Below are 12510 nucleotides of genomic sequence, written 5' to 3'. Positions count from 1 at the left end.
CGCCAAGCGTGCGGCCGGTCGTGCGGCCGTCGCGTCCGGATCAGCCGATGAAGTCAGGCCGGGTCGACCTGGAACACGTATCCGCTGCGATACAGCGTGCGCAGCGGCAGGCGATGCCCGGCCTGCGCCACCTTCTTGCGCAGCCGGTGCACGAGCATGTCGAGCCGTTGCGGATCGATCTCCTCGCCCGTGCGGTCGAAGCGTTCCAGCAGCGTTTCGCGCGAGACCACGCTGCCGGGCGATTCCATCACGACCTCCAGCAGCAGGCGTTCCTGCGCGCTGAGTTCGACGATGCCGCCGCGCGGCGTGCACAGCGACCAGCCGTCGGCGGTCAGGCGCCACGCGATCGTGGGCGCCACCGGTTTCATGCGCCGCACGACGCTGCGCAGCGTGGCTTCGAGCACGTGCAGGTCGACCGGCTTGGACAGGAACGCATCGGCGCCTTCCGACAGGCTCTGCGCGTGGTCGGCCGGCAGCATGCGCGCGGTGAGCACCACCACGCCAATGCCCGAACTTTCTCGCAGGCGCCGCAGCACCGACATGCCGCTCTCGCGCGGCAGGCCGAGGTCGAGCACGACCAGGTCGAACGCGGTGTGGGTGCTGGCGAGCCAGAAGGCTTCGGCGCTCGCGCAGGCGCTCACCTCGAAGCCGGCGTCGCGCAGGCCGTCGGCCAGTTCCTCGAGCAGGTCCGGGTCGTCTTCGACCAGCGCCACCCGGAGGTTGGCGAGTTCGCGCGGGGCCGTGTCGATGGCGGCAGAACGGTTGGGCATGCGCTCCATGTTACGACCGGAGCCGGCAAGGCGGTCTTTGCCGATTGTGCGGGTTGGATGTGGTATCGATAGCGCCACGGTCCGATGAGGGGTGCCGCGCGGGACGAACCGCAGGCGGCCATCGGACCTCCTTCCGTGCACGTACCGTCATCCATGTCCTCGCGTCTGCTGTTGACGTTGCTCCTTGCGCTGGCCGCGTGCGCGTGGCCGGCGGGCGCGCGTGCGCAGGCGCATGCTTCCGGCGGGATCGACCTGGCGCCGTACGCCTCCCACCTTGCCGATCCCACCGGCCGGCTCACGTACGACGCGGTACGGCGCATGCCGGCCGAGGCGTTCTCCGGCGGCGGCCCGTTCGAACGCGCGACCTACCGCGACGGCGCGGTGTGGGTGCGCATCGCGCTGCCGGACGACCTCGCGCCGGGCACGTGGTGGTTCGTGCCCTGCCCCGCGCGGATCGGTTCGGTGCGGCTGTACGCGGACGGCATCGGCGACGAGGGCCGCGAGCTCGGCGCGTCGACGCCGTTCGTCGAGCGCGACGTTGCGTTCCGCAAGCCGGTGTTCGCGCTGGACGTGCGCGACGACGATGCGCGACCGCGCGTGCTGTTCGTGCGCGTCGCGAGCCAGGGGGCGATCCTGGTCACGCCGCAGCTGTGGCGGCCCGAGGCCTTCGCCGCGATGGCCGGGCGCGAGTACGCGATCTGGGGCCTGTACTTCGGCGCGCTCGGGCTGCTGGTGCTGCTGAACGTGTATTTCTGGTTCGACCTGCGCCGGTCGCTGTACCTGTACTGCGCGATGTACCTGTCGCTGTTCCTGGCGCTGTTGCTGCTGCTGGAAGGCTTCGCCGCGCAGTGGTGGTTCCGCGGCCAGCCGGGCAGCGTCGTGTACCTCACGCGCGCGCTCGCGCTGGTGACGATGGGCTACACGCTGTGGTTCGGCGTGCAGCTGATCGAGATCGGCCGCCGCCTGCCCTGGGCGTACGCGCTGGCCTGCGCGCTGTCGCTCGCGCTGGTGTCGGGCACGGTGCTGCTGCTGTTCCTGCCCGATGGTGTGGTACTGGTCGCGATGCTCTGGCTGCGCGTGCTGTGGCAGCCGGTGTTCGCGTGCCTGCTGGTCATGCAGTGGCGCGCGCGGCCGGACCTGCGCTGGGTCGTCATCGCCTTCGCGGTGCAGGTGGCCGGTTCGTCCGCCGCGATGAGCCACACGCTCGGGCTGCTGCCGAGCAACGAATGGACGCGCCACAGCCTGGATTTCATCGGCCTGGTGCACATGGTCATGCTGAGCGTCGCGCTGATGTCGCGCCTGCGCGATTCCGAGCGCCGCGCGCTGGAGATGTCGATCCGCGCCGAGGCCCGCCTCGACCAGAAGGTGTCCGAACGCACCGCCGAACTCGCGTCGATCAACCGCCTCCTGGAAACCGAGATCGCCGAACGCCGCGCGGCGCAGGCCGAACTCGACGCGGCGCTGCGCTCCGAGCGGACGACGCACGAGACGCAGCGCGAGTTCGTCGCGATGGTCTCGCACGAATTCCGTACGCCGCTGTCGATCATCAAGGCGGTCGCACAGCGCCTGCGCACGCATTCCTCGCTGGCCGGGGCGGACCTTCAGCAGCGGCTCGCTCGCCTGGATCGCGCGACGCAACGCATGACGGCGATGATCGAAACCTACCTCGCCGACGATCGCATGCGCGAACCGGAAGCCGCGCGCGCCGCCACGCGCTTCGCGCCGCGCACGCTGATCTCCGCGGCGGCCGAACTGCATTCGGCGATGGACGAGCGCCTGGACGCGGTCTGCCACGTCGAACTGCCGGTGGTCGAAGGCGACCTGCCGCTGCTGACCATCGCGCTGTCGAACCTGATCGACAACGCGCTGAAGTACTCGCCGCTGGAAACCACCGTACGGGTGCGCGCGTACCACGCGGGCGACCAGGTGCGCATCGATGTCGGCGATCGCGGCGGCGGCGTCCCCGAGGCCGACCGCGAGCGCATCTTCCAGCGCTACGTGCGCGGCTCCGACGGCAGCGGCCGACCCGGCGCGGGCCTCGGCCTGCATCTGGCGCGCGAGATCGCCCGCCGCAACGGCGGCGACCTGGTGCTCGCCGACGCGGGGCCGGAGGGATCGACGTTCTCGCTGCGGATCCCGTGCGCCGCGCCGCTCGCGGAGGAGGCGCCGGTGCGGGTGCCGGAGCGCGGGGACGAGGTGGTGGCCTGAAGAAGTCGGGATTCGGGATTCGGGACTGACAGGAGCGCGCCCGCATCGCCCGTCGCACACCCGCGAGCGCCTAGAATGCGCGCTCCGCTTTTCCCGCAAGGTATCCCCGCACATGGCGCTCAAGGCGACCGTGGTCAAGGCCGAGCTCCAGCTCAGCGACCTCGACCGGCATCACTACGCGACCTACCCGCTCACCCTCGCCCAGCATCCGTCCGAGACGGACGAGCGGCTGATGGTGCGCGTGGTCGCCTTCGCGCTGTTCGCCAGCGAACGGCTGGAGTTCGGCAAGGGCCTGAGCACCGACGACGAACCCGATCTGTGGCGCCGCGACTACACCGGCGACATCGAGCTGTGGATCGATCTCGGGCAACCCGACGAATCGCGCATCCGCAAGGCGTGCGGACGCGCGCGGCAGGTCGTGGTGGTCAATTACGGCGGACGCGCCGCCGACCTGTGGTGGGACAGGCACGCCTCCGCGCTGGCGCGGCTGGACAACCTCACCGTCATCGACGTCGACGCCGCATCGGTCGAGGCGCTCGGCGCGATGATCGAGCGCAGCATGCGCTTCAACGCGATCGTGCAGGACGGCGAGCTGCAGCTGATGGGCGACCGCGCCTCGGTCGCGCTGCGTCCCCGCACGCGCATGGCGCCGGCCGCGCACGCGGCCTGAGATGGCCCGTCCGGCATGAACGCGCATTTCGACGTGATGATCGTCGGCGGCGGCGCCGCCGGGCTGATGTGCGCGCTGACCGCCGGCCAGCGCGGCAGGCGCGTGCTGGTGGTCGAACACGCCAACCGCGTCGGCAAGAAGATCCTGATGTCGGGCGGCGGTCGCTGCAATTTCACCAACACCGGCGCCACGCCGGCGAACTACCTGTCGGCCAACCCGCATTTCTGCAAGTCGGCGCTGGCGCGCTACACGCCGTGGCATTTCATCGACATGGTCGAACGCCACGGCATCGCGTACCACGAGAAGGAACTCGGGCAGCTGTTCTGCGACGAATCGTCCAAGCTGATCGTGAAGATGTTGCTGGACGAATGCGCGCAGGCAGGCGTGCGCGTCGAGACCGGTTGCAGCATCGAGAAGCTCGCACACGGCGACAGTGACGACGCGCGCTTCCGCCTGCACACCACGCGCGGCAACTTCGCGGCGCCCGCGCTGGTGGTGGCGAGCGGCGGGTTGTCGATCCCGAGCATGGGCGCGAGCGGTTTCGGTTACGACCTCGCACGCCGCTTCGGCCACGCCGTGCTGCCCACGCGCGCGGGACTCGTGCCGCTCACCCTGAGCGGAAAGCACCAGGAACGCCTGGCGGACCTGAGCGGCGTCGCGCTGCCGGTGACGGCGCGCTGCAACGGCGCGGCTTTCAGCAACTACATGCTGGTGACGCATCGCGGCGTCAGCGGTCCGGCGATCCTGCAGATCTCCTCGTACTGGCAACCCGGCGACGACCTGCGCCTGGACCTGCTCCCCGGCCGCGACGCGCTGGAAACCCTGCAGCAATGGCAGCGCGAACGGCCCGCCGCCGAACTCAAGACGCTGCTCGGCGAGGCGATGCCGAAGCGTTTCGCGCAGCGGCTGTGCGAGCACTGGCTGCCCAATCGTCCGATGAAGCAGTACAACGTGCCGCAACTGCGCGAGATCGCGCAGGTGCTGGGCGACTGGGCGCTGGTCGCCAGCGGCACCGAGGGCTATCGCACGGCCGAAGTGACGCTCGGCGGCGTCGACACCGACGAACTCTCGTCCAGCACGATGCAGTCCCGGCGCGTGCCGGGGCTGTATTTCATCGGCGAGGTCATCGACGTCACCGGCTGGCTCGGCGGCTACAACTTCCAGTGGGCGTGGGCGTCGGGGCATGCGGCGGGGAATGCGGTGTAACGACATCGCCGCCGTCGCCGCGCGCCCTCAGCGCATCGCATCGCCAAGCAACGCCTCTGCGCTCTGTATGCCGGACAGGATCGCGGACGGCACGCCATAGCCCGGAAACGTGGTCTGTCCGCCCAGGTACAGGCCACCGATCCGCGTGCGATGCGGGAAGAACCGGTTGGGCGCGACACCCGGCGCGATACCGTAGAGGGCGCCTTCGTACAGGTTCCGCCCGCGCGCGAAATCCCGTGGGTCGAGCACGCGGGTGGTGTCGATGGACAAGCCCGGCAATCGCCGCTGCAACGCTTCGAGATACCGGCCGACCACCGCGTCGGTCATCGCCCTGTCCCACTCCGATGCACGCCGGATACCGTTAGCGGGCGCATACAGTTCGATGATCTGACGCCCCGATGGAGCGAGTTCGGGAAGCACCTGCGTCGGCCGCGTGTACGAGAGCCATTGCGGCGTTGCGGCCCCGAGCACGTGCATCGCGCCCTGTTCGCGCATCGACGGGACGTGATTGACGATGAAGGCGTCCGGCGCATGCAGGCCCGAGCAGCCGAGCTGGATCGACACGGCCCGATGCGACAACGGTGCCGCTTCGGCCTTCGCCACCAGCGAGCGAGGAACCGCATCCGCCGGCAGCAGGCGTTCGAGCACATCGAAGCCGGCGCATGTCGCCACGACGTGGGACGTCCGGATGCGTTCTCCGTCGGCGAGGACGACGCCGCGCACCTGTCCGTGCTCCACCGTGATCTCGCGCACCCACGTGCCGGAACGCACGGGAATCGAGCGGCGGCGAAGCTTGCGCTCCAGCGCGGCGGAGATCGCGCCCATGCCGCCGCGCGGCAGGTGGAAGCCTTCCTCCAGCAGCGCCAGCAGTCCGATGATCTGCGTCGAAGGCAGGCGTTCCGGCGGCAGCCCGGTGTACAGCAGCGTGGACGCGACCGCGGCCCGCAGGTCGTCGTCGGAAAAGTACGACGCGATGAGATCGCCAGCATGCCCGCCCATGCGCGGCAGGTATCGCCAGAGCCTCGCAAGCGTGCGCAGCAGCGAAGGCTCTTCGGGCAGCACGTCGGCGACCAGCGTCCGGTAGATCGGACCCCACTGCTCGCGCAGCCTGCGCAGGCCGTCGCGGAGTTCGCGCGTCCGCGGCCCATCGCGCACGCCGTCGACGAACGAGTCCTCCACCGTCCACAGGTGCACCGCCGTTCCGTTCTCCAGGCAGGCGACATGCGGCCGTTCGATCGCGGCGAGCGCAACCTCGTCGTCGAACTCGAGCCCAAGCCGCTGGAACGCCGCACGCAGCAGTGAAGGCACGGCGACGTAGACCGCGCCGTTGTTGAACGTGTAACCGTTCGCGTTCGTGGTCGAACAGCATCCGCCGGTGGCGTCCTGCGCCTCCAGCACGATCACGTCCCTGCCCCGGCGTGCGATGGCGAGCGCCGCCGCCATTCCCGACAGCCCCGCCCCGATGACGATCACCGGAAGTCCTTCTGGATTGCGCATGGATCGGCCCGTTGTGAAATTGGACATTGTCCATTATTGTACGCCGTACAAATTCAGTGCAAGACACACATGACCGGCAACGACCGACCCGCCCGCAAACGCAGGCAGACCCGCGACCACATCGCCAGCACCGCGCACGCGCTGTTCGAACGCGACGGATACGAGGCCGTCACCATGGAGCAGATCGCCGCGCAGGCGGACGTCGCGCGCGGCACGCTCTACAACCACTTCCCGGTGAAGGAAGCGGTGCTCGTGCACTGGATGCATGGGCAACTGGGCGCCGATCTCCACTCGGTGCTGCAGGATGTCCTGAGCCGGCGCTCCTTCGTCTCACGCGTGGCGACGCTGCTGGAGGCGTCGGCGCAATGGTGGGAAGCGCATCGGCAGTACGCGGCGCCGTACATCCGTCATCGGTTCCAGCAGGTGCGCGACGGCGCGGACGAACAGCACGCGTCCGGCATGATTCCCCTGTACGTGCAGCTGGTGACGCACGCGCAGGAGACCGGCGAACTCAAGGCCGACGTGCCCGCCGAACGCCTTGCGGTGTACCTGCATTTCCTCTATCTGTGCGCCGTCATGACATGGCTGGGCAAGGCGGACGTCGCGCTGGCCGACGAGTTCTCGCACGCGCTGGACTTCTTCATGCAGGGCGCGGCCCACGACGGCCCGGCGGCGAGACGCCCCCGGGCACGCACGCACCGTTCCCCAACCACCCCCACCTGATCGCGAACAGGAGCGACATGATCCATCCCCAGACATTGCTGATCCGCGACGAGCGCCCGGACGACGCCGCCGCGATCGCGCAAGTGACGCGCACCGCGTTCGCTACCGCCGAGCACTCCAGCGGCACGGAGGAATTCATCATCGCGGCCCTGCGTTCGGCCGGACAGCTGTCGCTGTCGCTCGTCGCGCAGATGGACGGTGGCATCGTCGGCCACGTCGCGATCTCGCCCGTGGAAATCTCCGACGGCGCCCGCGACTGGTACGGACTGGGCCCGGTATCGGTGCTGCCGGACTGCCAGGGCACCGGCGTGGGCAGCCGGCTGATTCGCGCGTCGCTGGATCGCCTGCGCGCGTCCGGCGCGCGCGGATGTGTCGTGCTCGGCGAACCGTCCTACTACGGCCGCTTCGGCTTCTCGGCGCACTCCGCGCTCACCCTCGCGGACGTACCGCCCGCCTACTTCCAGGCGCTCGGCTTCGAAGGCCCGGTGCCCGCGGGAACGGTCCGGTATCACGCGTCGTTCGAAGCGACGTCGTAATCCACGCGAACCAGCCGCACCGGGATGACGTCGTGCATCGAAGCGTCATCCCGGCTGCGACCTTTGCCGGTCACGACATGCGGATCGCTCAGCCGCCTTCCGGCGCGCGGAACGTGACCTTTCCATCCGCGTCGAGGACTTCGATCCTCGCCTGCCCCTTGCGATCGACCATGAGCCGGATGCGGTCGCGCCCCTGCGGATCGGCCATCAGGATCTGCGCGTCCTCGTTCTGGTTCTGGATGGCGATGCGCGTGTGCGCCACCTTCCCCGCCGCGATCGGGTCCAGGTTCGCCGGCGGACGCGCGTTGATCGCCAGTCCGGCGAGTGCGTCGCTGCCGTCCGGGCTGATGCGGGTGAGAAGCCCGATCGCGTCGTAGTTCGGGTAATCGAACGCCATCACGTTCATCTTGCCGAAACTCGCATCGCTGGCCGCGACGCCGCCGACTTCGTTCCCCTTGGAGTCGTAGAGCACCAGCCCCGCCGGCGCCATCGCACGCGGGAGCTCGCGTCCTTCGACCTTGGGCAGGGGGAAGCGCTCGGCATTGGAAATCACCATGCGTTTGACGCCGGTCGGATCGACGATGTTGATCCGTTCGACGGTGATCTCCGCGTCCGGATCCGGCGTCTTAGCCGCGGTCAATGCCAGCGCGGCCAGCGCGAGCGTGGTCGCCCCGGCGTACAGCTTGAGGATGCGCACATCGCGCACCAGCCGGGCGTTTACGGCAGTTCCTTCCTGAGTCGTAGTCATGCATCCATCCTTTGGTCACATCACTGGGCGCATGGCGGCGACGACTGCCATGCCGTGGGACTGCGATCGTCTGGTGCAACGGACGCGCGGCGGGCGATGCCCGCTCACGTCCGGAGCGGACATTAGCATTGCGCGAGGGTGGCCCGGGCGGTCCGCGAACGCCCCCTCAACGCTCGATCGCCCCGATGTCCGGGAAGGCGCCCTTCACGCGCGGGAATCCCGGCCCACGCTGGTCGTACGCGCGGCTGAGGAAATTGTTGCCGTGATCGATCGCTGGACTGCCGGACAGCAGCATGTGCGTGCGCGACGGACCGCCGTTGCTGCTCAGCGGCGCCAGGCGCGGATCGGCGGTGATCGTGTCGGCGGGCACGGCGACGTTCGCGCGGACGATCAGGTTGTCGGCGCCGAGGATCGCCGGCGCATCCATGCCCACGTCGTAGCCCACCCCGTTCGTGCAGGGGTTGTTCGCCACGATCGTGCTGTACAGCGTCAGCGTATCGGCCCAGAGCGCGCCGCGCTCCTCGCACGGCGGCGTGGGCGGATCGTCGCCCCATTTCGCGATGTTGAAGGCGATGGTGCTGTTGTTGATCCGCGCATCGCCCTCGATGTAGGCGGCGCTGGCGATCACGGCTTCGTTCCCCGAGAAGGTGCTGTCGACGATCGTGCGCGCGCCGACGCCATCGGCATACAGCCCGCCGCCGAGCGGCCATTGCGACCACGGCGGATCCTGATGGAGGCGATTGTTCGAGAACGTGGATTTGTTGACGAGCAGGTCGCCTGTTTCGAGCAGCAGGCCGCCGCCTTCCCTGCCGCCGTCGTTGTCGCGGATGGTCGAGTAGGTCACGCTCGCGCCCTGCCCCGCGCGCACGCCGCCGCCGTAGAAGGCGTAGTTGTCGAAGACGTGGCTGTACAGCAGCGTCACGCGGCCTTCCGCATCGATGCCGCCACCGGTCGAGTTCGACGTGGCGACGTTCAGGAACACCGAACTGTGCGTCACCGTCACGTTGCCGAGCGCGTTGATGCCGCCGCCGGCCGCCGCCGGCGAATCTAGCCAGCCGCCGGCCGCGTTGCGGCAATGGTGGATGCGGGTCAGGTGCAGTTCGACGTTGCCGTCCGAGGCGATGCATCCGCCCCGGCTCACCTCGCCCGGAACGGGATCGAGATCGCCCCACGCGACGGTGAGGTCCTGGAGGCGCAACGTCCCCGTGCCGGTGTGCCGGAGCACGCGCGACGACTGGCGCGCATCGAGCGTCATCGCATCGCGGCTGCGGCCGATCAGGGTGAGGCTGTTCTGCGCGATCGCGATCTCGCCGCTGGTCAGCGCGATGCGCGTGCACGCCAGCGAACGCAGGTCGATGACGTCGCCGCTCAGCGCGCCGGCGATGACGCCGCGCAGGCTGCCGGCGCCGCTGTCGTTGCAGTTGGCCACCACGCGCGTGGCGGCCTGCGCGCCGGCGACGGGAAGGAATGCGCCGGCCGCGAGCGACGCGGCGCACAGCAGCATCGAAGTGGATGCATGGCGGGACATGAGCGGACTCCTCGTGTGCCATCGGCGGTTGCCAAGCGCGGCGTCACGGTCTCGGCGCGGGTCTCTCGACGGCGCCGATCTCGGCGAACGCACCCTGTACGCGCGGGAATCCCGGACCGCGCTGGTCGTACTGGAGATTCTGCGGATTGCTGCCGCGATCGATCGCGGGGCTGCCGTGCTCGGGCGCATGGGTCGGCGTCGGGCCGCCGTTGTTGAACAGTGGCGTGAGCAGCAGATCGCTGCTCACGATGGTGTCGGGCGGCAGCGGCGCGAGCGACACTCCGACCAGGTTGTGGCTGCCGGTGACCGGCGCGTCGTCGAACATCGCGCCGATGTCGACGCCGCCTGACGGGCACAGGTTCCCGGAGACGATCGTGCTCTCCATGTGCAGTTCGAGCGTCGGATCGAGCGCACCGTTGCATTGCGGATTGCGTTCCTCGTTCGCGGTGATCGTGCTGTTGAGGATGCGCGTGCGCGCGGGCAGCGAAGCGCCGCTGTAGTAGCCGATGTTGCCGGAGATCGTGCTGTCGATGATCAGCGCCGGATCCGGCGCGCCTCCGGCGTCCACCCCGCCGCCCCAGCCGGTGGAATGGTTGGTCGCCACGGTGCTCTTGTTCAGCAGCAGGCTCAGCTCCGCCGGTTGCTGTGCGGAGATGTAGATGCCACCGCCGCCGCTCGCCACGTTGTTGCGCACCAGCGAATAGGTGGCCGCCACCGAATTGGCGTACACCCCGCCGCCGAAGTACGCCGAACTGCCCAGCACCTGGCTGTAATGCAGGTTGATGTGTCCCCACGCATGCAACGCGCCGCCGTTGCCGGCTTCGGCCAGGTTCGCGTGGGCCCGGCTGTGCGCGAGCAGCACGTTGCGCGCGCTCACCGCGCCACCATAGGCCCATGGATCCAGCCCGCCGCTCGCGATGGCCTGGCAATGGTGGATCGCCGAACTGATCAGCTCGACCGTGCCGGCCGACGCGATGCATCCGCCCTCGGCGACGCTCGCGGCGATGCGGCCATTGGCCACCGTCATGCGATACACGCGCAGCGTGCCCGTGCCGGTGTGCCGTATCGCGCGGCCGTTCGCGTTGGCGTCCAGCGTGAGCGCGTCGCGGTTGCGTCCGAGCAACGTCAACGACGCCTGCGGAACCACCAGCTGCCCGGAGGTCAGCAGGATGCGCGTGCACGCGAGTCCGAGCAGGTCGATGTTGTCGCCGCTCTGCGCAACGGAGATTGCGTTGCGCAGGCTGCCCGCGCCGCTGTCGTTGCAGTTGGCGACCACGCGCGTGGCGGCGTGGGCGGGCGACGGAAAGCCGCCGGCGGCGATCAGCGCCGCGAGCGCGGCGAGCGCGAAACGGAGTGGATGCGCGTACATGGTCCCCTCCCGGGCAGTGGACGACGCACCGGCCGAGTATCGTCCCGCTCGAGGGGAAAGGCACGCTTGTTCATGGTGAACAGCGGCGCTGTCGCGCAGTGTTCACGAGGCTGAGTGATGGAGGTTTCGTGATTTGCGGTATGGACGATGTGCGGAGCGGTTGAGCTCGCCACGTCGCGGCAGATGCACGATGCGGGCCTTTGCATGGGGCAGCACCCACGCGCTGCTTTCGGCCAGAGGCGGACTTCCTGCGAGCCCCTGCGCAACGGCAAGGCGCCACCTCAATCGCGCATCCCGATCTGCTGGAGAACGAACGCCACCCGCGCTTCGACCGACACCTGGGGATCACGCAGCAGCGGTATCCCTTTTCCGTATACGCGGTCACGGTGCGTTCGAACGATCGTTGCGCACGCTCGAAGTCCACCCGTCGCCAGCGATCGCGCGTGTGGATCGCAGGCCACGGTTGCGCGACAAGCGCGGTATCCGCATGGCGGCGGCGTTCCGCTTCCTCGTCGAACCCGCAATGATCGGCGGTTCGTCGCGCTCGACTCGTGCGGGCACGCGTTGCCGCGTATCCGCGCGCGACCGGCTCACCGGCGGGCGTGATGACGCACACCAGAAGCCCTCACTCCAGAACACGACGCGCGATCCTGTTCACGTCCGTATGCCCGGTCTTCACGCAGGACGATGCGACTATGCGCGGCGTGGCGCGCCGTCGCTACGTAAATCGGGCAAATATTCCCGCCTGTCCGGAGAAGGCATGGTCGGCCTTGTCTGTTCCGAATTCGACGAGTTCGCCGATGCGCCGCGGGCGTGGACGGGCGCTACCTGCCCGTCCAGGCCGCGAGCCAGCCGTGGCGCCTGCGCGCGGTCGAACCGGGCGCGGTCATGCTGATGCACGGCGACGATGTCGCTGGAAACTTCGATCGAGCCGCGTGCCTGGCGGACGTCGGCGCGCTGTTCGTTCCGTTGGGTTCCTCGCACGCGTTGACCGTCAACGGCGTCGACCCGGGCCAAGGCACGGCTGCGAGGCTGGCGCCAGGTGCGGGCTTCGGCATGCATGCGCATGGCCACAGCGTGACCTTCCCGGCGGGCCGGAAACCGCCGGTGAACGGCTGCTGGTCGCTCACGCGCTACAACGACAAGCACCTGTTCCATCGCAACGCGCTCAACCGTTGTTCGGTGGGCACCAGGAACAAGAACCTCAAGCGCAAGGACGAGCGCACGTAACCGCGCGCGGCGAAGTTCCCCCATC

12 protein-coding genes are annotated in these 12510 nt (G+C 69.2%); 6 read left to right on the top strand and 6 right to left on the bottom strand.

The annotated features are described in order from the left end of the window. Nucleotides 1-53: 53 nt before the first annotated feature. The gene (locus tag AC3ANK_RS08850; RefSeq protein WP_206860459.1) at nt 54-770 is read right to left on the bottom strand and encodes a response regulator transcription factor; all 717 of its coding nucleotides are present in this window, start codon (nt 768-770) and stop codon (nt 54-56) included. A gap of 153 nt (nt 771-923) precedes the next feature. Here AC3ANK_RS08850 and AC3ANK_RS08845 point away from each other — a divergent pair, with 153 nt between their 5' ends. The 3 genes from AC3ANK_RS08845 to AC3ANK_RS08835 all read left to right on the top strand — a co-directional run bounded on the left by AC3ANK_RS08845 (nt 924) and on the right by AC3ANK_RS08835 (nt 4854). Continuing rightward, the gene (locus AC3ANK_RS08845) at nt 924-2978 is read left to right on the top strand and encodes a sensor histidine kinase (protein WP_484172771.1); all 2055 of its coding nucleotides are present in this window, start codon (nt 924-926) and stop codon (nt 2976-2978) included. A 112-nt stretch (nt 2979-3090) separates the two neighbouring features. Continuing rightward, on the top strand, nt 3091-3648 hold the full coding sequence (locus AC3ANK_RS08840) for a YaeQ family protein (protein WP_206860457.1): 558 nt from the start codon (nt 3091-3093) through the stop codon (nt 3646-3648). Between the two features lie 15 nt (nt 3649-3663). After that, the gene (locus tag AC3ANK_RS08835; protein ID WP_206860456.1) at nt 3664-4854 is read left to right on the top strand and encodes a BaiN/RdsA family NAD(P)/FAD-dependent oxidoreductase; all 1191 of its coding nucleotides are present in this window, start codon (nt 3664-3666) and stop codon (nt 4852-4854) included. A 27-nt stretch (nt 4855-4881) separates the two neighbouring features. Here the strand turns inward: AC3ANK_RS08835 and AC3ANK_RS08830 are convergent, their stop codons facing one another. After that, nucleotides 4882-6351 carry a phytoene desaturase family protein gene (locus tag AC3ANK_RS08830; RefSeq protein WP_484172770.1) on the bottom strand — a complete coding sequence of 490 codons (1470 nt, stop codon included), beginning with the start codon at nt 6349-6351 and terminating at the stop codon, nt 4882-4884. Nucleotides 6352-6420: 69 nt separating this feature from the next. Between AC3ANK_RS08830 and AC3ANK_RS08825 the strand changes: the two genes are divergently transcribed. Together AC3ANK_RS08825 and AC3ANK_RS08820 are read left to right on the top strand one after the other, a co-directional pair. After that, the gene (locus AC3ANK_RS08825) at nt 6421-7074 is read left to right on the top strand and encodes a TetR/AcrR family transcriptional regulator (protein ID WP_484172769.1); all 654 of its coding nucleotides are present in this window, start codon (nt 6421-6423) and stop codon (nt 7072-7074) included. 17 nt (nt 7075-7091) lie between these two features. Continuing rightward, nucleotides 7092-7610, top strand: a complete 519-nt coding sequence (locus tag AC3ANK_RS08820) for a GNAT family N-acetyltransferase (RefSeq protein WP_484172768.1) — start codon at nt 7092-7094, stop codon at nt 7608-7610. A gap of 88 nt (nt 7611-7698) precedes the next feature. On the opposite strand, the gene AC3ANK_RS08815 is transcribed toward AC3ANK_RS08820, so the two are convergent. The 4 genes from AC3ANK_RS08815 to AC3ANK_RS08800 form a co-directional block, all read right to left on the bottom strand. Beyond that, nucleotides 7699-8358 (bottom strand): hypothetical protein, encoded by a 660-nt coding sequence (locus tag AC3ANK_RS08815; RefSeq protein WP_484172767.1) that lies wholly within the window; start codon nt 8356-8358, stop codon nt 7699-7701. A 166-nt stretch (nt 8359-8524) separates the two neighbouring features. After that, complete coding sequence (locus AC3ANK_RS08810; protein ID WP_484172766.1) at nt 8525-9886, bottom strand: choice-of-anchor Q domain-containing protein; 1362 nt, start codon at nt 9884-9886, stop codon at nt 8525-8527. 43 nt (nt 9887-9929) lie between these two features. Further along, nucleotides 9930-11255 carry a choice-of-anchor Q domain-containing protein gene (locus tag AC3ANK_RS08805; protein WP_484172765.1) on the bottom strand — a complete coding sequence of 442 codons (1326 nt, stop codon included), beginning with the start codon at nt 11253-11255 and terminating at the stop codon, nt 9930-9932. A gap of 70 nt (nt 11256-11325) precedes the next feature. Then, a complete protein-coding gene (locus AC3ANK_RS08800) occupies nt 11326-11871 on the bottom strand; it encodes an AAA family ATPase (RefSeq protein ID WP_484172764.1) in 546 nt (181 codons plus the stop codon). A 197-nt stretch (nt 11872-12068) separates the two neighbouring features. On the opposite strand from AC3ANK_RS08800, the gene AC3ANK_RS08795 reads away from it, so the two are divergent. Continuing rightward, a complete protein-coding gene (locus AC3ANK_RS08795) occupies nt 12069-12485 on the top strand; it encodes a DUF1214 domain-containing protein (protein WP_484172763.1) in 417 nt (138 codons plus the stop codon). The last annotated feature ends 25 nt before the right edge of the window (nt 12486-12510 follow it).

Source organism: Lysobacter sp. SCRH-1R, from assembly GCF_057747855.1.
Note: the sequence above shows the minus strand (reverse complement) of the source record. Positions and strands in the feature narration are given on the sequence as shown.

Coding starts and splice junctions, on each gene's coding strand:
- AC3ANK_RS08850 (WP_206860459.1), bottom strand. CDS start 770: ATGCCCAACCGTTCTGCCGCCATCGACACGGCCCCGCGCGAACTCGCC.
- AC3ANK_RS08845 (WP_484172771.1), top strand. CDS start 924: ATGTCCTCGCGTCTGCTGTTGACGTTGCTCCTTGCGCTGGCCGCGTGC.
- AC3ANK_RS08840 (WP_206860457.1), top strand. CDS start 3,091: ATGGCGCTCAAGGCGACCGTGGTCAAGGCCGAGCTCCAGCTCAGCGAC.
- AC3ANK_RS08835 (WP_206860456.1), top strand. CDS start 3,664: ATGAACGCGCATTTCGACGTGATGATCGTCGGCGGCGGCGCCGCCGGG.
- AC3ANK_RS08830 (WP_484172770.1), bottom strand. CDS start 6,351: ATGCGCAATCCAGAAGGACTTCCGGTGATCGTCATCGGGGCGGGGCTG.
- AC3ANK_RS08825 (WP_484172769.1), top strand. CDS start 6,421: ATGACCGGCAACGACCGACCCGCCCGCAAACGCAGGCAGACCCGCGAC.
- AC3ANK_RS08820 (WP_484172768.1), top strand. CDS start 7,092: ATGATCCATCCCCAGACATTGCTGATCCGCGACGAGCGCCCGGACGAC.
- AC3ANK_RS08815 (WP_484172767.1), bottom strand. CDS start 8,358: ATGACTACGACTCAGGAAGGAACTGCCGTAAACGCCCGGCTGGTGCGC.
- AC3ANK_RS08810 (WP_484172766.1), bottom strand. CDS start 9,886: ATGTCCCGCCATGCATCCACTTCGATGCTGCTGTGCGCCGCGTCGCTC.
- AC3ANK_RS08805 (WP_484172765.1), bottom strand. CDS start 11,255: ATGTACGCGCATCCACTCCGTTTCGCGCTCGCCGCGCTCGCGGCGCTG.